The 19,544-nt window shown below is 69.2% G+C and carries 21 protein-coding genes; 7 read left to right on the forward strand and 14 right to left on the reverse strand.

Annotated features, from left to right (window positions below; genetic code table 11):
- Window positions 1-22: 22 nt before the first annotated feature.
- From AC0Z9V_RS03210 to AC0Z9V_RS03220, 3 genes are all read right to left on the reverse strand, one after another.
- Complete coding sequence (locus AC0Z9V_RS03210; protein ID WP_485141270.1) at window positions 23-868, reverse strand: NAD-dependent protein deacetylase; 846 nt, start codon at window positions 866-868, stop codon at window positions 23-25.
- A gap of 110 nt (window positions 869-978) precedes the next feature.
- Window positions 979-1,443, reverse strand: a complete 465-nt coding sequence (locus tag AC0Z9V_RS03215; protein WP_459290048.1) for a redoxin domain-containing protein — start codon at window positions 1,441-1,443, stop codon at window positions 979-981.
- 2 nt (window positions 1,444-1,445) lie between these two features.
- Window positions 1,446-1,865 (reverse strand): DUF3052 domain-containing protein, encoded by a 420-nt coding sequence (locus AC0Z9V_RS03220; protein ID WP_133080676.1) that lies wholly within the window; start codon window positions 1,863-1,865, stop codon window positions 1,446-1,448.
- Window positions 1,866-2,220: 355 nt separating this feature from the next.
- On the opposite strand from AC0Z9V_RS03220, the gene aceE reads away from it, so the two are divergent.
- From aceE to fabF, 6 genes are all read left to right on the forward strand, one after another.
- On the forward strand, window positions 2,221-4,974 hold the full coding sequence (gene aceE / locus AC0Z9V_RS03225; RefSeq protein WP_133080677.1) for a pyruvate dehydrogenase (acetyl-transferring), homodimeric type: 2,754 nt from the start codon (window positions 2,221-2,223) through the stop codon (window positions 4,972-4,974).
- Between the two features lie 122 nt (window positions 4,975-5,096).
- Window positions 5,097-6,425, forward strand: coding sequence for a PucR family transcriptional regulator (locus AC0Z9V_RS03230; protein WP_208741358.1), 1,329 nt, complete (start codon window positions 5,097-5,099; stop codon window positions 6,423-6,425).
- 78 nt (window positions 6,426-6,503) lie between these two features.
- The gene (locus AC0Z9V_RS03235) at window positions 6,504-7,469 is read left to right on the forward strand and encodes an ACP S-malonyltransferase (protein ID WP_485140679.1); all 966 of its coding nucleotides are present in this window, start codon (window positions 6,504-6,506) and stop codon (window positions 7,467-7,469) included.
- The gene (locus AC0Z9V_RS03240) at window positions 7,466-8,527 is read left to right on the forward strand and encodes a beta-ketoacyl-ACP synthase III (RefSeq protein WP_133080680.1); all 1,062 of its coding nucleotides are present in this window, start codon (window positions 7,466-7,468) and stop codon (window positions 8,525-8,527) included. Before AC0Z9V_RS03235 ends, AC0Z9V_RS03240 begins: the two co-directional genes overlap by 4 nt.
- Before the next feature lie 76 nt (window positions 8,528-8,603).
- Window positions 8,604-8,849 (forward strand): acyl carrier protein, encoded by a 246-nt coding sequence (locus AC0Z9V_RS03245; RefSeq protein WP_133080681.1) that lies wholly within the window; start codon window positions 8,604-8,606, stop codon window positions 8,847-8,849.
- Between the two features lie 112 nt (window positions 8,850-8,961).
- Window positions 8,962-10,197, forward strand: a complete 1,236-nt coding sequence (gene fabF, locus AC0Z9V_RS03250; RefSeq protein ID WP_459268140.1) for a beta-ketoacyl-ACP synthase II — start codon at window positions 8,962-8,964, stop codon at window positions 10,195-10,197.
- A 127-nt stretch (window positions 10,198-10,324) separates the two neighbouring features.
- On the opposite strand, the gene AC0Z9V_RS03255 is transcribed toward fabF, so the two are convergent.
- The 6 genes from AC0Z9V_RS03255 to AC0Z9V_RS03280 form a co-directional block, all read right to left on the reverse strand.
- Window positions 10,325-10,828: a DUF3145 domain-containing protein gene (locus AC0Z9V_RS03255; protein ID WP_133080683.1), complete on the reverse strand. Its 504-nt coding sequence runs from the start codon at window positions 10,826-10,828 to the stop codon at window positions 10,325-10,327.
- A gap of 213 nt (window positions 10,829-11,041) precedes the next feature.
- Window positions 11,042-11,974: a tyrosine recombinase XerC gene (locus AC0Z9V_RS03260; protein WP_485140680.1), complete on the reverse strand. Its 933-nt coding sequence runs from the start codon at window positions 11,972-11,974 to the stop codon at window positions 11,042-11,044.
- Window positions 11,975-12,004: 30 nt separating this feature from the next.
- A complete protein-coding gene (locus tag AC0Z9V_RS03265; RefSeq protein WP_485140681.1) occupies window positions 12,005-12,610 on the reverse strand; it encodes a methylated-DNA--[protein]-cysteine S-methyltransferase in 606 nt (201 codons plus the stop codon).
- Window positions 12,607-13,896, reverse strand: coding sequence for a DNA-processing protein DprA (gene dprA, locus AC0Z9V_RS03270; protein WP_485140682.1), 1,290 nt, complete (start codon window positions 13,894-13,896; stop codon window positions 12,607-12,609). The genes AC0Z9V_RS03265 and dprA overlap by 4 nt, the downstream gene beginning before the upstream one ends.
- Entirely contained in the window at window positions 13,893-15,428 is a 1,536-nt protein-coding gene (locus AC0Z9V_RS03275; protein ID WP_485140683.1) for a YifB family Mg chelatase-like AAA ATPase, read from the reverse strand. The genes dprA and AC0Z9V_RS03275 overlap by 4 nt, the downstream gene beginning before the upstream one ends.
- Window positions 15,428-15,793: a YraN family protein gene (locus AC0Z9V_RS03280; protein WP_485141271.1), complete on the reverse strand. Its 366-nt coding sequence runs from the start codon at window positions 15,791-15,793 to the stop codon at window positions 15,428-15,430. The genes AC0Z9V_RS03275 and AC0Z9V_RS03280 overlap by 1 nt, the downstream gene beginning before the upstream one ends.
- Before the next feature lie 190 nt (window positions 15,794-15,983).
- On the opposite strand from AC0Z9V_RS03280, the gene AC0Z9V_RS03285 reads away from it, so the two are divergent.
- Complete coding sequence (locus AC0Z9V_RS03285) at window positions 15,984-16,283, forward strand: hypothetical protein (RefSeq protein ID WP_485140684.1); 300 nt, start codon at window positions 15,984-15,986, stop codon at window positions 16,281-16,283.
- A gap of 16 nt (window positions 16,284-16,299) precedes the next feature.
- On the opposite strand, the gene AC0Z9V_RS03290 is transcribed toward AC0Z9V_RS03285, so the two are convergent.
- The 5 genes from AC0Z9V_RS03290 to rplS form a co-directional block, all read right to left on the reverse strand.
- Entirely contained in the window at window positions 16,300-16,623 is a 324-nt protein-coding gene (locus AC0Z9V_RS03290) for a DUF2469 domain-containing protein (protein WP_087075985.1), read from the reverse strand.
- A gap of 7 nt (window positions 16,624-16,630) precedes the next feature.
- On the reverse strand, window positions 16,631-17,371 hold the full coding sequence (locus AC0Z9V_RS03295; protein ID WP_459290070.1) for a ribonuclease HII: 741 nt from the start codon (window positions 17,369-17,371) through the stop codon (window positions 16,631-16,633).
- Window positions 17,368-18,210, reverse strand: coding sequence for a signal peptidase I (gene lepB / locus AC0Z9V_RS03300; protein ID WP_133080690.1), 843 nt, complete (start codon window positions 18,208-18,210; stop codon window positions 17,368-17,370). The genes AC0Z9V_RS03295 and lepB (AC0Z9V_RS03300) overlap by 4 nt, the downstream gene beginning before the upstream one ends.
- Before the next feature lie 83 nt (window positions 18,211-18,293).
- Entirely contained in the window at window positions 18,294-18,899 is a 606-nt protein-coding gene (lepB, locus tag AC0Z9V_RS03305) for a signal peptidase I (RefSeq protein WP_485140685.1), read from the reverse strand.
- Window positions 18,900-18,987: 88 nt separating this feature from the next.
- Window positions 18,988-19,347 (reverse strand): 50S ribosomal protein L19, encoded by a 360-nt coding sequence (gene rplS / locus AC0Z9V_RS03310; RefSeq protein ID WP_087075993.1) that lies wholly within the window; start codon window positions 19,345-19,347, stop codon window positions 18,988-18,990.
- Window positions 19,348-19,544: the final 197 nt, after the last annotated feature.

A 19,544-nucleotide genomic window follows, 5' to 3' on the forward strand; every position in this document is an offset into this window, starting at 1 on the left:
GTATGAACCGGGTAGAAACCACCTACTGCGGAGGAAGGTCCGGGAGACGCTCGGCAAGATAGGTGAGCGCCTCCGAGACGCCGGTCTCGATCTTCAGCGAGGCGAACTCGTCCCCGCGTGTCCATCCTCGGTTGATGATGACGACGGGCTTGCCCGCTTTGAAGGCGTGCCGCACGAACCGCAACCCGCTCATGACCGTCAGCGAGGAGCCGGCCACCAGGAGCGCCCCCGCAGCGTCCACCATGGCGTAGGCCTCGGCGACGCGGGCCTTCGGCACGTTCTCGCCGAAATAGACGAAGTCGGGTTTCAGCATGCCCCCGCAGACCGGGCACGGCGCCATCTGAAAGTCCCCGGTGTCGTCGACGTCCGCATCGGCATCCGGCGCGACGTCCCCGGCGTCGGACGCGCGCTCGAGGTAGCCCGGGTTCAGGTCCTCGAGGATCTCGGCGATGCGCGATCTCGGGAAGACCGATGCACACTGCAGGCACACCACGCGGTCGAAGGTGCCGTGCAGGTCGATCACGTTCACACTGCCCGCCGACGAGTGCAGCTTGTCCACGTTCTGCGTGATCAGTCCGGTCAGCAGCCCACGCTGCTCCAACGTCGCGACGGCGGCATGGCCGGCGTTCGGATCGGCACGGCGCAGGTGACGCCAACCCACATGGTTCCGAGCCCAGTAGCGCCGGCGCAGCGCTTCGTCGCCCACGAACTGCTGGTAGGTCATGGGATTCCGCGGCACGGACTGCGGACCCCGGTAGTCCGGGATGCCGGAGTCGGTGCTCAGACCCGCACCGGTCAGCACAGCGAGCCGGAGACCCGCGAGGACGGCGACGGCCTGATCGAGGAGCTCCCGGTCCTCGGGCCCCAGCGCAGCGAGGCCGGACGCCGGGGTGTCGCTCACGAAGCCGGTGAGGCCGAGCCGGGGGTTGGACTCGGGCCCGGGAAGATCCCGTTCGCGCCGACCGTCCTCCGCTCGGGTCACAGTGCAGCTTCGACGGAACCCACTGCCCGTGCGTAGTCGGCGATCGGCCTGCCCTGGCCGTGCGGGGAGGACACCACGGCGCGCACCGTCCCGGAACCGTCCAGGACGTAACTGACCCGCTCCGCGTAACCGTGGACCTCGTCGAACGCGTCGAAAGCCCGGGTCACGGAACCGTGCGGCCAGAAGTCCGCCAGGAGGTCGAAGGAGATGTCGTTCGCATCCGCGAAGGCGCGCAGCGTGTACTTGTGGTCGACGGACACGGCGACGAGCGAGACACCCGCGGCGTCGAACAGTTCGAGGTTGTCCCGGAGCTGGCCGAGTTCGTCCGTGCACACGCGGGAGAAGGCGAAGGGGAAGAACACGACCACCGATCCCCCGACGAGTGATGTGTTCGCGACGGTCTCGCCGAACTGGTTCGCCAGGGCGAACGAAGGGGCTACCGACCCCACCTCGAGCGGCAAGGCTACTGCTTCCGCCGGCTGACGAGCCGGGTCGCGGCCCATTCCTTGGAGACGCCGGCCGACGACGTCGAGTGGAGTCCGGCGGTCGGTGCCGATTCCTGGACGTCGGCGGGCGCCACGTAGCCCGGGCGACCGGACTTGGGGGTGAGGAGCCAGACGACGCCGCCAGCACCGAGCGAGGTCAACGCGTCGACGAGGGCGTCGACGAGATCCCCGTCGCCGCTGCGCCACCACAGGATCACGCCGTCGACGACGTCCTGGTCGTCCTCCGTGAGCAGTTCGGACCCGACGCCGTCCTCCAGGGCCTCCCGGAAGTCGAAGTCGACGTCGTCGTCGTAACCGAGCTCCTGAACAAGGTCTCCATCCTTGAAACCCAACTTGCCTGCCACGTCGACCGCAGTGGCGGCTTCAGCCTCGCTCACTTAGCTCCTCCTGGAAAGACGGGACTGTCGCCTGACGCGCCCCCGTGTAGATATGCATGGCTACCAGCCAACACCTTTATACGCCAAGCATCAAGCCGATGCGGTGATTTGGCGCCCGGCGGCGGACCGGTCCCGGACATCCGGCGGGAGCAGGACCGGAGGCACGCCCTCGGCGTAATCTGTCCCGCCGCCCCGATCCCGCTACGCATCGGCGGCATGGCGGCGATAGAGTGAATCGGTATATGGCCGCGGCGCTAACGCCCATCGGCCGAGCATGCATCTCTGCGCGGGCCCACGAGTCGTGCGCAGGCATAAAGCGACACAGACAAGATCTGTGGAAGTGGAGAGATATCGCGTGGCTGCAGAACAAGGTACGGCGGATATTCTGAGCGGTCTGACCGTCGGCAAGCCCGATGGGGATCCCGAGGAGACCGCGGAGTGGATCGAATCCCTCGATGAGCTGATTCGCACCCAGGGCACCGAGCGCGCGCAGTACATCATGCGTTCGCTCCTCCAGCGTGCCGGTGCACAGTCCGTGGGCGTGCCCATGGTCACCACGACGGACTACGTCAACACGATCCCGGCGGACCAGGAACCGGAGTTCCCGGGCGACGAGGAGATCGAGCGGAAGTACCGCGCATGGATGCGCTGGAACGCCGCGGTCATGGTCCACCGCGCGCAGCGCCCGGAGATCGGGGTCGGTGGCCACATCTCGACCTACGCCGGCGCGGCGACGCTCTACGAGGTGGGCTTCAACCACTTCTTCAAGGGCAAGGACCACCCCAGCGGAGGCGACCAGGTCTTCTTCCAGGGGCACGCCTCCCCCGGGATGTACGCCCGCGCCTACCTCGAGGGGCGCCTCACGGAGGCCGACCTCGACGGGTTCCGCCAGGAGAAGTCCAAGGAGGGCAATGCACTGTCCTCCTACCCGCATCCCCGCCTGATGCCGGACTTCTGGGAGTTCCCCACGGTCTCGATGGGCATCGGCCCCATGAATGCGATCTACCAGGCGCAGGCCAACCGCTACCTGCACAACCGTGGCCTGAAGGACACCTCCGGGCAGCAGGTCTGGGCGTTCCTCGGTGACGGTGAGATGGACGAGCCCGAATCGCGCGGCCTGCTCCAGCTCGCGGCGAACGAGAAGCTGGACAACCTGAACTTCGTCATCAACTGCAACCTGCAGCGCCTGGACGGGCCGGTGCGCGGCAACGGCAAGATCATGCAGGAACTCGAGGCGTTCTTCCGCGGCGCGGGCTGGAACGTCATCAAGGTCGTCTGGGGGCGCGAGTGGGACTCGCTGCTCGAGAAGGACAAGGACGGCGCGCTGGTGGACATCATGAACCAGACCCCGGACGGCGACTACCAGACGTACAAGGCCGAGTCCGGCGGATTCGTCCGAGACCACTTCTTCGGGAAGTCACCCGAGACCAAGGCCATGGTCGAGGACCTCTCGGATGCCGAGATCTGGAACCTCAAGCGCGGCGGGCACGACTACCGCAAGGTCTTCGCGGCGTACAAGGCGGCCACGGAGTTCAAGGGCAAGCCGACCGTCATCCTCGCGAAGACCGTCAAGGGCTACGGCCTTGGCCCGCACTTCGAGGGCCGCAACGCGACCCACCAGATGAAGAAGCTGACCAACGCCGACCTCAAGGCGTTCCGCGACCACCTGCGCATCCCGGTCACCGACGAGCAGATCGACGACGACCTCTACAACGCCCCGTACTACCACCCGGGCGCGGATTCCCCGGAGATCAAGTACCTGCTGGAGCGCCGCCGCGAACTCGGCGGCTTCGTGCCGGAGCGCCGCACCAAGCACGCCGAGGTCGTCCTGCCGGGCGACAAGGCGTACGAGATGGGAAAGCGTGGGTCCGGCAAGCAGCAGGCCGCCACCACGATGGCGTTCGTGCGCATCCTGAAGGACCTCATGCGGGACAAGGAGTTCGGCAAGCGCATCGCGCCGATCATCCCCGACGAGGCACGCACCTTCGGCATGGACTCGTTCTTCCCCACGGCGAAGATCTACAACCCCAACGGGCAGAACTACCTCTCCGTGGACCGCGACCTGGTCCTGGCGTACAAGGAGTCCGTCGAGGGTCAGATCCTCCATGCAGGCATCAACGAGGCCGGTTCGATGGCCGCCTTCACGGCGACGGGCACGGCCTACGCCACGCAGGGGGAGCCGCTGATCCCGATCTACGTCTTCTACTCGATGTTCGGGTTCCAGCGCACCGGTGACTCCATTTGGGCCGCCGCGGACCAGATGGCGCGCGGCTTCATCATCGGGGCCACCGCCGGGCGCACCACCCTGACCGGTGAGGGCCTGCAGCACGCCGACGGGCACTCGCCGATCCTGGCCTCCACCAACCCGGCCGTGGTGACCTACGACCCGGCGTTCGGCTACGAGATCGGGCACATCCTCCGCGACGGTCTGAACCGGATGTACGGGGACATCGGCGACAAGCCCGAGTCCTTCCGCAACGTCATGTACTACATCACCGTGTACAACGAGCCGTTCGTGCAGCCCGCCGAGCCCGAGGAACTGGACGTCGAGGGCCTGCTCAAGGGCATCTACCTGCTCAAGCCCGCGAAGGTCGACGGGCCCCGCACGCAGCTGCTCGCCTCCGGCGTCGCTGTGCCGTGGGCGCTCGAGGCACAGAAGATCCTCGCGAAGGACTGGGGCGTCTCCGCGGACGTCTGGTCCGTGACGTCCTGGAACGAACTGCGCCGCGACGGCCTCGACGCCGAGGAGGAAGCCTTCCTCAACCCGGGAGCCGACGCGCGCAAGCCGTTCGTCACGCAGCAGCTCGAGGGAGCCACGGGCCCGATCGTCGCGGTCTCGGACTTCATGAAGGCCGTCCCGGACCAGATCCGCCAGTTCCTGCCCAACGAGTTCGCGACCCTCGGAGCCGACGGCTTCGGATTCTCCGACACACGCGCGGCAGCACGACGGTTCTTCAAGATCGACAGCCACTCCGTCGTCGTCCGCGCCCTGGAGATGCTCGCCCGCCGTGGCGAGGTCGACGCGAACGCGCCGAAGGAAGCCATCGAGAAGTACCGCCTGCTCGACGTCAACGCCGGAACCACCGGCAACGCCGGCGGCGAATCCTGACCCCACCCGCCCGGTAGGGGGGGGCGACGGCGGAAGCAGCATCAGCGCTGCTCCCGCCGTCGCCCTTTTTGTAGCCTCCCCACAAATGGAAGCGCGCAGCACCGAGACCGTATGCTCGGAGGATGCCGCAGCCCGCAGAAGCCCCGACCGGTGCCGGAAGCGCACCCGGAGCGACGAACGCAGGGATCGCTCCCCCGGACCCCGCCACCGTCGAGAAGCTGCGCGCGACGATCGGGTCGCTGTCCACCGCGACCCTGAAGCAGCTCGACGCCGACCTGCCGTGGTACCGCGGACTCCGCCCCGACGAACGGTCCGCGCTCGGCATGGTGGCCCAGAAGGGCATCGCGTCCTTCGTCAACTGGTACCAGAAGCCCGTCTCCCCGGCATGGGTGCTGAGCGACGTCTTCGGCACCGCACCCACCGAACTCACGCGGTCCATCAGCCTGCAGAAGGCCCTCCAGCTCATCCGCGTGGTGGTGCAGGTCGTCGAGGACCATGTGCCGTTCCTCGCCCCCGCCGCGGACCAGGGTCCGCTGCGGGAAGCCGTCCTGCGGTACTCGCGCGAGGTGGCGTTCGCGGCAGCGGATGTCTACGCCCGCGCGGCGGAGACCCGCGGATCGTGGGACACGCGCCTCGAAGCACTCGTGGTCGATGCGATCCTCCGCGGGGAGAGCTCCGACGCCCTCCGCTCGCGCATCGCCGCGGTCGGCTGGAAATCCCAGGCGCGCATCACCGTCATGGTCGGCAGCGCCCCGCAGGAACCGAACGTCGGATTCCTCAACGAACTCCGCCGCGTCACCGGACGCCTCGCCGAGGACGTCCTGGTCGGCATCCAGGGCGAGCGGCTCATCCTCGTCCTAGGCGGCGTGCGGGATGCCGCGAAGGCCTACCCGCGCATCAGCGAGCTCTTCGGGGAGGGCGCCGTCGTGTTCGGGCCGGAGGCGGAATCGCTCGTCGCGGCCAGCAGTTCCGCACAGGCCGCCTTCGCGGGACTCACGGCCGCGCGCGCCTGGCCGGCAGCGCCGCGCCCCGTCTCCTCCGAGGACCTGTGGCCCGAACGGGTGATGTCCGGCGACGACACGGCCCGCCGGGCTCTCGTGCGCACCATCTACCGGCCGCTCCTCGCCGCCGCCAACGGCCTCGAGCCGACACTGTCCGCCTACCTGACCCTCGGGCACTCACTGGAGGCGACCTCGCGGTCGCTCTTCGTGCACGCCAACACCGTGCGGTACCGCCTCCGGCGCGTCTGCGACGTCACGGGCTGGGACCCGCTCATCCCCCGCGAGGCCTACGTCCTGCAGACCGCCCTGGTGGTCGGACGCCTGTCGGCGATGCCCTCCGCCTCTGCCGCCGGCACCGGGGGTGCGGGCGCGGGCAATGGTCGGACGCCCCGGGTCGCGGCCTCCGAGAGGGGCGCTTCCGCGACGGCAGGGAAGACAGCCGCCTTGTAGACTTCCTACAACGAGGCGCAGCCAGCTTGGTTCAGCCGAACACCCGATAATGCTCCGCCGATTTGGAAAGCTGGAAGAGTGCTTGCAATCGCCTGCCCCGGACAGGGCTCACAGACCCCGGGCTTCCTGAGCCCCTGGCTCGACCTACCGGGAGTACGGGAGCACTTCGAACAGCTCAGTGACCGTGCCGGTACCGACCTGGTGAAGCACGGCACCGTCTCCGACGAGGAGACCATCAAGGACACAGCCGTCGCCCAGCCGCTCATCGTCGCCGCGGGCCTCGTGACAGCGCGGCTCCTCCTCGAAGGCCACACGCTGACCGCAGCCACGGTCGTGGCGGGTCACTCGGTGGGTGAGCTGACGGCGTCCGCGGTCGCGGGCGCACTTACCGAGGAGGACGCCGTCGCCTTCGTACGGGTCCGCGCCAACGCCATGGCGTCAGCCGCCGCCACCACGCCGACCGGCATGAGCGCCGTCCTCGGTGGCGACCCGGACGAGGTTGCCGCCCGCCTCGCGGAACTGGGCCTCACGGCCGCGAACGCCAACGGCGGCGGCCAGGTGGTCGCTGCAGGAACGCTGGAGCAGCTCGCCGCCCTCACGGCCGATCCACCGGCGAAGGCCCGCGTCATCGCCCTCAAGGTGGCCGGAGCATTCCACACCACCCACATGGCTCCCGCCGTCACGGCACTCGAGGAGCTGAGGACGTCGCTGGCGCCGACGGATCCGGTGGCCACCCTGATGTCGAACCATGACGGCCTGCCCGTCGCCTCCGGCGAGGGCAACCTCGACAGCCTGATCGCGCAGGTGTCGCGGCCCGTCCGCTGGGACCTGTGCATGGACACCATGCAGGGCATGGGCGTCACCGGACTGGTCGAACTCTCTCCCGCCGGGACGCTCACGGGCCTCGCCCGGCGCGGAATGCGCGGTACGGCCACGCTCGCCGTAAAATCGCCCGAGGACCTGGACGCCGCCCGCGGCTTCATCCTGGAGCACTCGCGGACCACGGACCTCGATCCGTCCCTTACCCCCGAAGGACCTCAGTGAGCATCACCGCCCTCCAGCAAGCCCCCCTCCGCGAACACACGCGCATCCTCGGCGTCGGCGCCTATCGACCCGAGATCATCGTCACCAACGACGACGTGTGCCAGTGGATCGACTCCTCGGACGAGTGGATCCGGCAGCGGACAGGCATCGTCACGCGCCACCGTGCACCGCGCGACGTGAGCGTCATCGACATGGCGGAAGCAGCGTCGAGGGAGGCCCTCGTCGCTGCGGGCATCGACGCGTCCCAGCTCGACGCCGTCCTGGTCTCGACCGTGACCCACCCCCACGCCACACCGTCCGCCGCCGCACAGCTCACCGACCGCCTCGGCGCGACGCCGGCCCCGGCCTACGACATCTCGGCGGCCTGCGCGGGCTACTGCTACGGCATAGCCCAGGCCGACGCACTGGTCCACGCCGGCACGGCGGAGTACGTCCTGGTGGTCGGCGTCGAGAAGCTCTCCGACTTCATCGACAACTCCGACCGCACCATCTCCTTCCTCCTCGGCGACGGCGCGGGCGCCGTGGTCGTCGGTCCCGGTGACGCCGCGGGTATCGGGCCGTCCGTGTGGGGCTCCGACGGCAGCAAGCACGAGGCGATCCGCATGACCCGCCCGCTCACCGACATCCGCGACTACGCGATCGGCGCGGTCGCCTCCGACACCGAGCGGGAGCAGGATGTCGATGCAGGTCGGGAGAGTCTCTGGCCGACGATGCGCCAGGACGGGCCGACGGTCTTCCGCTGGGCCGTCTGGGAGATGGCGAAGGTCGCGCAGCGGGCGCTCGACGCGGCAGGTATCTCCGCCGAGGATCTCGCCGCGTTCCTCCCCCATCAGGCCAACATCCGTATCATCGATGAGATGGTGAAGCAGCTGAAGCTCCCCGAGCACGTCTACGTGGCCCGGGACATCGTGGATGCCGGCAACACCTCGGCAGCCTCCATCCCGCTGGCGATGCACCGCACGCTCAAGGAGCAGCCGTCCCTCAGCGGCAAACTCGCCCTGCAGATCGGTTTCGGCGCGGGCCTCGTCTTCGGAGCCCAGGTAGTGGTGCTCCCCTAGTTTTCAAGCCCAGACCGCGACTGCGCGGTTTGACCATCCCCGCCGGTGCACCGGCAAGAACAGAAAAGGAGCCACCATGGCTAACAACGAAGAAATCCTGGCCGGCCTGGCCGAGATCGTCAACGAAGAGACGGGCCTCGCCCCCGAGTCCGTCGAGATGGACAAGTCCTTCACCGACGACCTCGACATCGACTCGATCTCGATGATGACCATCGTCGTCAACGCCGAAGAGAAGTTCGGCGTCCGCATCCCCGACGAAGAGGTCAAGAACCTCAAGACCGTCGGTGACGCCGTCAACTTCATCTCGGGCGCACAGGCCTAGTTCCTGCATTCCCAGCGCTGCGGCCGCTCCCGGTGTTCCCGCCGTGGGCGGCCGTAGTCGTCATCCTCCCGCCCCGGTCCTGCCGGCGCACTCCAGCTTCGAAAGAGTGACCATGCCACGCAAAGTCGTCATCACCGGACTCGGTGCAACCACCCCCATCGGCGGAGACGTCCCGACCATGTGGGCCAACTCCCTCAAGGGAGTCTCGGGCGCCCGGACCATCGAGGCCGACTGGGTCCAGAAGTACGAACTGCCCGTGACCTTCGCCGCCCAGATCGCCACTCCGGCCTCGGAGGTCCTCTCGCGCGTGGAGGCCAAGCGCATGGATCCCTCGACGCAGTTCGCCGTCGTGGCCTCGCGCGAGGCATGGCGGGACTCCGGCATCGAGGACGTGGACAAGGACCGCCTGGCGGTGGCTTTCGCCACCGGCATCGGCGGGGTCTGGACCCTCCTGGACGCCTGGGACACTCTCCGGGAGAAGGGCCCCCGGCGCGTGCTGCCCATGACGGTGCCGATGCTGATGCCCAACGGCCCCGCTGCCGCTGTGAGCCTCGACCTCGGAGCGCGGGCAGGAGCCCATACTCCGGTGTCCGCCTGCGCCTCCGGAACCGAGGCCCTGCACCAGGGACTCGAACTGATCCGGTCGGGCAAGGCCGACGTCGTCGTCTGCGGCGGCGCCGAGGCCGCCATCCACCCGATGCCCATCGCGGCCTTCGCCTCCATGCACGCGCTGTCGCGCCGGAACGATGAGCCCGAGCTCGCCTCGCGTCCGTACGACACGAACCGCGACGGGTTCGTCATGGGAGAGGGCGCCGGTGCCCTGGTCATCGAGGCCGAGGAGCACGCGCTCGCCCGCGGAGCCCGCATCTACGCCGAGCTCGGCGGCACGTCCGTTACCGCCGACGCGTACCACATCACGGCGCCGGACCCCGAGGGACTCGGCGCGACCCGCGCCCTGAAGGCTGCGCTGTTCGATGCCCGCGCCCAGGCCGAGGACGTCGTACACGTGAACGCCCACGCGACGTCGACCCCGGTGGGCGACAAGCCGGAGTACACCGCGCTGAAGGCGGCCCTGGGGTCCCACGTGGACCAGGTGGCCGTGTCGGCGACCAAGTCCCAGACCGGTCACCTGCTCGGAGCGTCCGGCGCCGTCGAGGCGGTGATGACCGTGCTGGCCATCCACGAACGGAAGGCCCCGGTGACGATCAACCTCGACGACCAGGACCCGGAGATCCCACTGGACGTCGTCACGACCGCCCGGGACCTGCCGTCGGGCGACATCGTGGCGCTGAGCAATTCCTTCGGATTCGGCGGCCACAATGCGGTCATCGTGCTCCGCAGCGTCTGACCGCCCCGATCCGGCACCGACAGGAAAGGCGCCACCCTCGGGTGGCGCCTTTCCTGTGTGCTGAGCCGCTCGCTCGGAACCTGCTATGGGTGGCCCCGATCAGGGCCGGCGTTCCGCGCGGTGGGGGTCAGCCGACCTGGTGCAGCCAGCGCACGGGGGCGCCTTCGGCTGCGTGGCGGAAGGGCTCCAGTTCCTCGTCCCAGGACTCCCCGAGCGCGAGGGAGAGTTCGTGGTAGACGGCGGCGGGATCGCCGGCGCCTGCCTCGTAGGCGTAGCGGATGCGGTCCTCGGTCACCATGATGTTGCCGTGGACGTCGGTCGTGGCGTGGAAGATCCCGAGCTCGGGGGTGTGCGACCAGCGGCCACCATCAGCGCCGGGGCTCTGTTCCTCGGTGACCTCGTAGCGCAGGTGGGCCCAGCCCCGCAGTGCCGACGCGAGCTGCGCGCCGGAGCCCTGTAGGCCGACCCAGGAGAGCTCGGCGCGAAGCATTCCGGGCGCGGCAGGCTGCGCTGTCCACTCCATGTCGATGCGCTTGTCCAGCACGGAGCCGATGGCCCATTCGACATGAGGGCACAACGCGGTAGGGGCAGAGTGCACGTACAAGACACCGCGCGCCATCACAACAGACATTCCATCCTCCATAGCTGTAGGTACGTCTTCCCCAACGACCTTCAGTGGCTGATGAAACTGCTTCGGATGTGCCAGAACTTCCCGAGACCCACCCACACATATCATGCAGGTTCGATTGAACTACTGCTCATTGTGCCCGAGATAGGTGAATTTCGCCACTGTGGCGACCCGCTGTGGGCCACGCGACGTCACCCTGGCATACCCGGGAGCCGCTCAGGCGCGGGGGTGGGCCTGCTCGTAGCTGCGCCGGAGGCGATCCACCGAGACGTGGGTGTAGAGCTGGGTGGTGGCGAGGCTGGAGTGGCCGAGGATCTCCTGCACCGCCCGGAGATCCGCCCCGCCGTCGAGCAGGTGGGTCGCCGCGCTGTGGCGCAGGGCGTGGGGACCACGAGCCGCCGTGTCGCCCAGAGCCTCGAGGGCGTCCCTCACCTGGGTGCGGACCGTGCGCTGGTCGATGCGCCCGCCGCGGCGGCCGAGGAACAGGGCCGACCCGCTGCGCTCCGAGACCCAGCGGGGCCGCCCGCGCCGGAGCCAGTCGTCGATGGCATGCGCCGCCGGCACCCCGTACGGGACAGTGCGTTCCTTCGAGCCCTTGCCCAGGACGAGCAGCGTGCGGCGCTCCATGTCGACGTCGTCGATGTCGAGGCCGACCAGCTCACCGACGCGGACGCCGGTCGCGTACAGCAGTTCGAGCATCGCCCACCGCTGGAGCTCGTAGGGGTCGCCCTGCCTCGCGCTCTCGTCGAGACCCTCGAGAAGAGTGGCGGCCTGCGGCTGGTTGAGGACGGCCGGCAGGCTGCTCGTCCTCTTGGGGGCCCGGAGGCGCAGCGCCGGGTTGGCAGGGACCAGCTCCTCGCGCACGGCCCAGTCCATGAAGGTGCGTACCGTCGATGCGCGTCGTGCGACCGTCGCACGGGACAGGCCGGCCTCGTTCAGTGCGCCGAGCCACGCCCGGAAGTGCCGGAGTTCGAGCTGACCCAACGACGCCGCACCGGCGCGAGACGCGTGCGAGAGGAAGAGCGCAATGTCCTTCTCGTACGCCCGCACGGTGTGCGCGGAGCGGTTGCGTTCCCTGAGGAGGTAGTCCACGAAGGCCTGAAGGGCGGCGTCGACGTCGGGGTGCAGCCCGTTGCTGCCTCGTGTCATGGCCACCTCCCCTACCAGTATCCACGCTCCTCACCCCTGCAAGGGCAGCCCGCAGGACACGATCTTCTCCAGCTCGAGGAGGGTGGTCTTGGCCTCGGGGCCCGCGGCGTACCCCACCACGGATCCGGTGCTGCTGACGACCCGGTGACCCGGCACCATGATCGAGAGCGGATTGGCCCGGACGGCCGCCCCGATCGCCCGGCCCATGCGCGGATTGCCCAGCTGCTCCGCGATGTCCCGGTAGCTGCGACGTCCCCCGTACGGGATCCGGGCAAGTGCACCCCAGACGCTGAGCTGGAACGGGGTGCCCCGCAGACTGGTCGGGACCTCGAAGACGAGCCGCGACCCGTCGAAGTACTCACCCAGCTCCCGGGCCGCCGTGCCGAGGAGGTCGGCCGTCGCAGCCGGAGGGAACGGGCCGCCCGGAGGGACCACTACCTGCCGTGCGCCCTCGGGTGTGCCGCCCTGCTCCCCCACCGCCCGTCCGAGGAGCAGGGGGGACGGTGGTGGATGGTGTTCGCCGTGATACACGCCGACGACTGCCGACCGATGGGCGACGACGCGCAGCGGTCCGACGGGTGATGGGAGTTCGACGAAGAACCGTTCCTCCTCGAAGTGCTGATCGATGGTGGTCACAGGAGTTCTCCCTCGTGTCTCGGTGGGTTCGGCCGTTCGGGTGGTCCGGCGCTCCCGGTGTCGGGTGGACCCGCCGTATGCGCGGGTGAGCGCTTCGCACGGTGCCAGCCGTCACCGGTCCGCTGCGCCAGGCCTGCGAGCTCGAGGCGGGCCAGCCCGCTGATGACGTCGCGCGGGGCGAGCCCCGCGACACGCGACAGCTTGTCCACCGTGGTCGCCGACCGGACGGGTAGCCCGTCGAGGAGCAGCAGGTCGGGGACGGTCAGGCCGTCCTGGTCCCGTCCCGGAGCGGCCTCCTCCCTGACTCGATCCCCGAAGGGGACCGCGCCCAGCGGCCCGGCCAGTTCCGCGATGTCGGCTGCATCGGTGACGCAGACGGCGCTTCCGTCCCGGAGCAGCCGATGGCAGCCCGCCGAGTTGGCGGAATGGACAGACCCGGGGACGGCACCGACGGCCCTGCCGAGCCCGGCCGCGTGATGGGCCGTATTGAGCGCCCCTGACCGCCACCGGGCCTCGACGACCACCGTGACAGCACTGAGGGCCGCGATGAGCCTGTTGCGTTGCAGGAACCGCCACCGCGTGGGTGAACTGCCGGGCGGGACCTCGGAGATCAGCAGCCCCCGGTCCGCGATTCCGCGCTGCAGCTCCTCGTTGCCCGCCGGATAGTACCGGTCGACACCACAGGCGAGGATGGCGAGGGTCGCCGGCCGCTCGTCGACCGCGGACGTCGCGAGGGCTGCCCGATGCGCCTGCGCATCGATGCCGTACGCGCCACCCGACACGATGCAGAAGCCCTGCGTGGTCAACCCGGCGGCGAGGTCCGTCGTCACCGACGAACCGTAGGGCGTGTTGTCCCGCGACCCCACGAGGGCGACCAGTTCGCCGAGGTCGGGAATCGGGTGCCTGCCCCGCACCCACAGGCAGAGCGGAGCAGCACCCTGCAGGTCGTCCAGCGCTGAGGGCCATTCCTCGGACTCCGGCACGACGAGACGCCCTCGCAGACGGTGCAGGGTCGCCAGATCGCGCTCGGGAGCGAGATCGCGAAGGCGCGGCGACCAGCGGGCCAGTCCCTCCGGCAGGAGGTCCCGGCGCCCCGCGGGGACGTCGAGGACCCGGCACAGCTCGTCCGTCACCGCCGGTCCCGGGGTGATCTCCCTGCGGGCGATACGCAATGCGTCGACAGGCCCGACGACGGACACCAGCCCCAGGCCGAGGGTGTCGGACGCTTCGAACACCCTCGAGAGCGCTGCCCGGGCCAGAGCGGTCCCGCTGATCGGCGCCGTCACGCCGCACTCTCCTGCAGTCGGAAACCGAGCGCGGTGACGACGTCGTCGGCGTCGGGCCGGAGCCGGCCGGCGAGATCGGATATCGTCCAGGCGACGCGCAGGACCCTGTCCCACCCACGCGCACTGACAAGGTTCCGATCCAGGGCCTTGTCGAGGGAGGCCGTGACGGTGCGTGGCAGGGCGAGCTCACCGCGCAGGACCCTGCCCTGCACCTCCGCGTTCGTCGCGTAGTTCCAGGGGCGCAGCCGCTCACGCTGCGCGTCCCGTGCGGCGGCGACACGGAGGGCGACAGCAGCGGACGCTTCGGCGCTCGCTCCGCCGGCGTAGTCGGCGAGACCGACCCGTTGGACCGCCACCTGCAGGTCGACGCGGTCGAGCAGGGGCCCGGAGAGCCGGTTGAAGTACCGGCGGCGCTGCTGCGCCGTGCAGAGGCAATCGATCCCCTTGCCGCTGGCGAGGCCACAGGGGCAGGGGTTGAGCGCCAGGACGAGTTGGAACCTCGCAGGATACGAAGCTGTCCCCGAGGCCCGGTGCAGGACCAGGCGACCGCTCTCCAGCGGCTCACGCAGAGCCTCGAGCACCCGGCGCTCGTACTCGGGTGCCTCATCGAGGAACAGGATGCCCCGATGTGCCCTGGACGCCGCACCGGGCCGGGGTATCCCGCTGCCACCGCCGATGATCGAGGCAGGAGTCGCGGTATGGTGCGGGCTCTCGAAGGGCGGCTGCCGGACCAGCGCGGTGCAGTATCGGTCCCCACTCAGGCTGTGGATCGCGGTCACCTCCATCGCGTGATCGTCGTCGAGGTCGGGAAGGATCCCGGACAGCCGCTCCGCCAGCATCGTCTTTCCGGCTCCGGGCGGTCCGATCATGAGGAGGTGATGGGCGCCCGCTGCGGCGATCTCGAGCGCATACCTCGCCTCGTACTGGCCGGCGATGTCGGACAGGTCGAGCACCGGGGTTCGCTGAGCGGCGGGCGCCGGCAATTTCTGCCGGGTTGCCGGATCGGGTAGTTTCACCTGCGCCGCGTCCGCGCCGAAGGCAAGGGCCACCTCGGCCAGCGTCCGGAAGGAGCGCACCTCCACGGTGGCTACCAGTGCGGCCTCGGCCGCATTCTCCTCGGCGACCACCACCCGGTGGTGTCCTGCCCCCGCGGCGGCCATCACGGCGGGCAGCACGCCGCGGACGGGTCGGAGCTGTCCGTCGAGCCCCAGTTCGGCGAGGAAGACGGTCGAGCCGCAGCTCCTGACGTCACCGGCCGCCGCCAGTGCGGACATGACGATCGCGAGGTCGAAGGCCGACCCGCGTTTGGGCAGCGATGCCGGGATGAGGTTCACGGTGATCTTCCGGCGGCTCAGGGGCACTCCAGCGTTCCGGGCTGCCGCGCGGATGCGGTCCTTGGCCTCGTTGAGGGATGCATCCGGCAGGCCGAGCAGGACGAAGGCCGGCAGGGTCTGCCCGATGTCCGCCTCCACCTCGATGACGTGTCCGTTCATACCGATGAGCGACACGGCGTAGGTCCGACCGAGCGCCATCAGATGACCGCCCGCACGTGCTCGATCCGCGGAGTGCCGGAACCGTCGTCCAGGACGCCCACGGCGTCGATCCGGAAGCCGCTGAACCTCAGGTCGTGGGCGCGGGCCCATCTGGACGCGAGCAGGTACAGCCGCTCGAGCTTGCTCGCCGTGATGGCCTCCAGCGGCTGTCCGAAGTCGTCGGAGCTGCGCGTCTTCACCTCGACGATCACGAGCGTGGATCCGTCGACCGCGACGAGGTCGATCTCCCCGACCGGGCACCGCCAGTTCCGGTCGACGATCCTCAGGCCCGCCTGCTCCAGGAAGACCGCCGCCGTCGTTTCCCCGCGACGCCCGAGCTGTTCCTTTGCCACCATGGCTTCCACCTCCTCCCCCAGCGTCGGGGAAGCGGCGCACATTCATCGTGGGGGGAGGGGCTATGTGGACAACGGGTGGTGCCGGGCGCCGGGGACCCGCGGAAGAAAGCTGTGGCAGAGGCTCCCCGCCCCTCGTACCGTGGACGGAGAAGCGATGTCGTCCATCCGGCGTCGCCCCGGATGCAGAACGGAGGACACCATGTCAGAGTCGAGCGACATCCTGCCAGGCGGATCCGAGGCGGACCGGCAGGAGCAGGGGGCACCCGTCCGAGCCGGCGCGGGCGCGGATCGCACCGGGACGGGGACAGGCGGCTCGGAGGCGGACCTCCAGGAACAGGGCATATCAGCCTCGTCGGGTGACGACGTCTCCGGCGGCGGCATCGCCGGTGAGGGCACCGGCGGATCGGAGGCTGACCGGCTCGAACAGGCGGCCGACGTCCCGCTGGACGGCGAGGACGCCTTCCCCCACGGCGGAACGGACGACGACCCGACCGCGTGAGCGGCCGGCACTCCGGTCAGCCCAGCGTGCCGTCCTTGGGCAGCGCGATGTCGTCGGACTTCGACAGCTCCTCGACGTTGACGTCCTTGAACGTGATGACGCGGACGTTCTTGACGAACCGCGCCGAACGGTACACGTCCCACACCCAGGCATCCTGCAGCGTCAGGTCGAAGTAGACCTCGCCGTCGGCCGAGCGCGCCTGCAGGTCGACGTTGTTGGCCAGGTAGAACCGGCGCTCGGTCTCCACGACATAGCTGAACAACCCGACGACGTCCCGGTACTCGCGGTAGAGCTGCAGTTCCATGTCGGTTTCGTAGTTCTCAAGATCCTCGGCACTCATTCGACAATCATCCCCCACTTTCGACGCGTGGCATGCCGGGTCCCGCCGAGGTTCCCAGGCGCCACGTCTTCCGGTGATACTCGCTCGCTCCGACGGCGTCGATGGCCGAGCGGTGGCCCTCGGTGGCGTACCCCTTGTTCCCGTCCCAGCCGAACGCCGGATGGTCCCCCGCGAGTGCGACCATCAGGGCGTCGCGCTCCACCTTCGCCAGCACGCTCGCCGCAGCGACGCTCAGGCACTTCAGGTCCGCCTTGATCCTGGTGTGGACGGGCGCCGTGCAACCGACCGACTCGACCGGCGCCGTTCGGCCGTCCGTGTCGAAGAGCGCGCCCTGCGACCGGGCGGACAGCCAGTCGTGGTTGCCGTCGAGGATGACCGCGTCGGGCGTCACGACCTCCGTCACCGTCGCCCAGGCGCGGCTCCCAGCGGCGCGCAGGGCGGCCATCAGGCCGAATGCGTCGATCTCGGCCGCCGTCGCGTGCCCGACGGCGGACGCGACGGACCAGCGGCGGATGCGCGGGACCAGCGCCTCACGCTCCGCGGGCTGGAGCAGCTTGCTGTCGCGGACCCCGCGCAGGCCCGTGGCGGCAGCCAGGTCGACGACGACGATGCCGACGGACACGGGACCGGCCAGCGCTCCCCTGCCCACTTCGTCGCATCCAGCGATGTAACGGTGCCCGTCGACGGCGAAGGACTTCTCGACGCCGAGGTTCGGGGCGCTGGACCGTTTCTTACGGAGGGGGGTCATGGTCCTGCAGGGGTGGGCTGTGCCGCGGGCTCGGGATCGGGGACACCGCCGAACACGTCGGGGTGGTTGCCCAGAAATCCGATGCGGGTCAGCGGCCAGGCGATCACGGCCGCCTTGCCCTCGATGTTTTCGATCGCGACGAAGCCCTCCCCGGGCTTGTCCCGGTTCGCCCGCGAATCGGCGGAGGCGTTGCGGTGGTCACCCATCACCCAGACCTTCCCCTCGGGTACGACGACGTCGAACGGAAGGTCGGAGGGATTGGCGCCGGGGAAGAGGTAGGGCTCGTCGAGGGGCTCACCGTTGACCGTGAGCCTGCCCTCGGCATCGCAGCAGATGACGTGGTCGCCGGGCAGCCCGATGACGCGCTTCACGAGGTGCTGCTGTGATTCGTCGGGAGCGAGCCCGATGAAGATGAGCGCTTCCTTCAGCCAGCTCACCTGGACCGCGGCCTGGGGCGGCAGCCAACCCTCGGTGTCGCGGAAGACGACGATGTCGCCGCGCTGCAGGTCGAAGGGCTGCGGCACGAGCTGGTTCACGAAGATGCGGTCGTCGATCTCGAGGGTCTCCTCCATGGAGCCCGACGGGATGAAGAACGCACGGAACAGGAACGTCTTGATGAGGAAGGACAGCACGAGCGCGATGACCACGATCGTCGCGATCTCCTTCAGCCACGCGCCGAAACCGTGGTCGGCGTCCTTCTTGCGGCGCTTCGAGGGCCTCCCGGTGTCGCCTGCGTCGTCGGCAGCGGTCCCCGGGGCGCTCTCCGTGTCCGGATCGGGTGCATTGGTCGCGGGGGCCTCTGCGCCCGAGGGTGACTTCCTGCGGAAGCTCCGTGCCATGTGCTGGTGTCCTCTGTGGTCGGAATACCCGGCGGCCACCCACCGGAGGAAGTTCTACGAGATCGCCGGTCCGGCCTCCCGGATCAGCCGGCAGGGCGCTCGATCGGCGCGAACCGGTCAAGGGGCCAGACTAGCTGAAAGGCACGCCCGATGATCCGATCCTCCGCGATCAGCCCGCCTCCCGGCGCGCCGAGGAGGGACCGGGAATCCATCGAGGCCGAACGGTGGTCGCCGAGGAGCCAGACGCGGCCCTCGGGCACCACGACGTCGAACGGGTTCTCACTCGCCGCGTCACCCGGATGGAGGTACGGCTCGTCCAGCCCGTCCCCGTTGACGGTCAGGCGACCGTCCACAGAGCAGCACACCACGTGGTCACCGCCGACACCCACGACACGCTTCACGTACACGGTGTCGCTGCCGCTGAGACCCAGCCACTGCCCCGTCCCGGCGACGATCCGTTCGGGGAGACTGCGCGGATCGGTGATCGGGTCGAAGGACCCCCGGCCGTCGAAGACGACGACGTCGCCGCGCCGCACGCTGCCACGCGTGTCCTCGAACTTGCTGACGAGCACCCGGTCACCCTCGGTGAGCAGGGGTTCCATCGACGCGGACGGGATGAAGTAGACGTCGATGAGGAAGCCGCGCACGAGGCCCGTGAGCAGGGCCGCGACGAGGACGGCGGAGAACACGAAACGCCAGCCCGTACAGCGGGACCGGCGTTTCGTGTGCTCTCCGACCGGAGACCGGGAAGCGGGGGTTTCGTGCACCTTCAGGAGGTTACTTGACCGTCTTGGGGTCGCGCTTCTCCTTGATCTTGGCTGCCTTGCCGCGCAGTTCGCGCATGTAGTACAGCTTGGCGCGGCGCACGTCGCCCTTGGAGACGACCTCGATCTTGTCGAGCACCGGGCTGTGGACGGGGAACGTACGCTCCACGCCGACTCCGAAGCTCACCTTGCGCACCGTGAAGGTCTCGCGGATGCCATCGCCCTGGCGGCCGACGACGAAGCCCTTGAAGATCTGAACACGGGTGTTCTTGCCTTCGATGATGTTGACGTGGACGTTGACGGTGTCGCCGGCGCGGAAGTCGGGGACGTTGTCGCGGAACGATCCGGCGTCAACGGAATCGAGAATATGCATGTTGATGCTCCTGGTGAACGCCACAGGTCATTCACGTTGGTCACGACGGTCAAGGACCGGGCGTGGACCCGGGCAATGCCGTCGAAGAAAGGATTCCCGGTCGGTCCGGAGGTCCGGCGGCCGGTGTGTGGAACTGTTGGCTGGACTCCCCCTGTGGCAGGGTCCCGCCCAGTGGACACAATCTACGATTATTCCAC

Source organism: Arthrobacter sp. UYP4, from assembly GCF_057291175.1.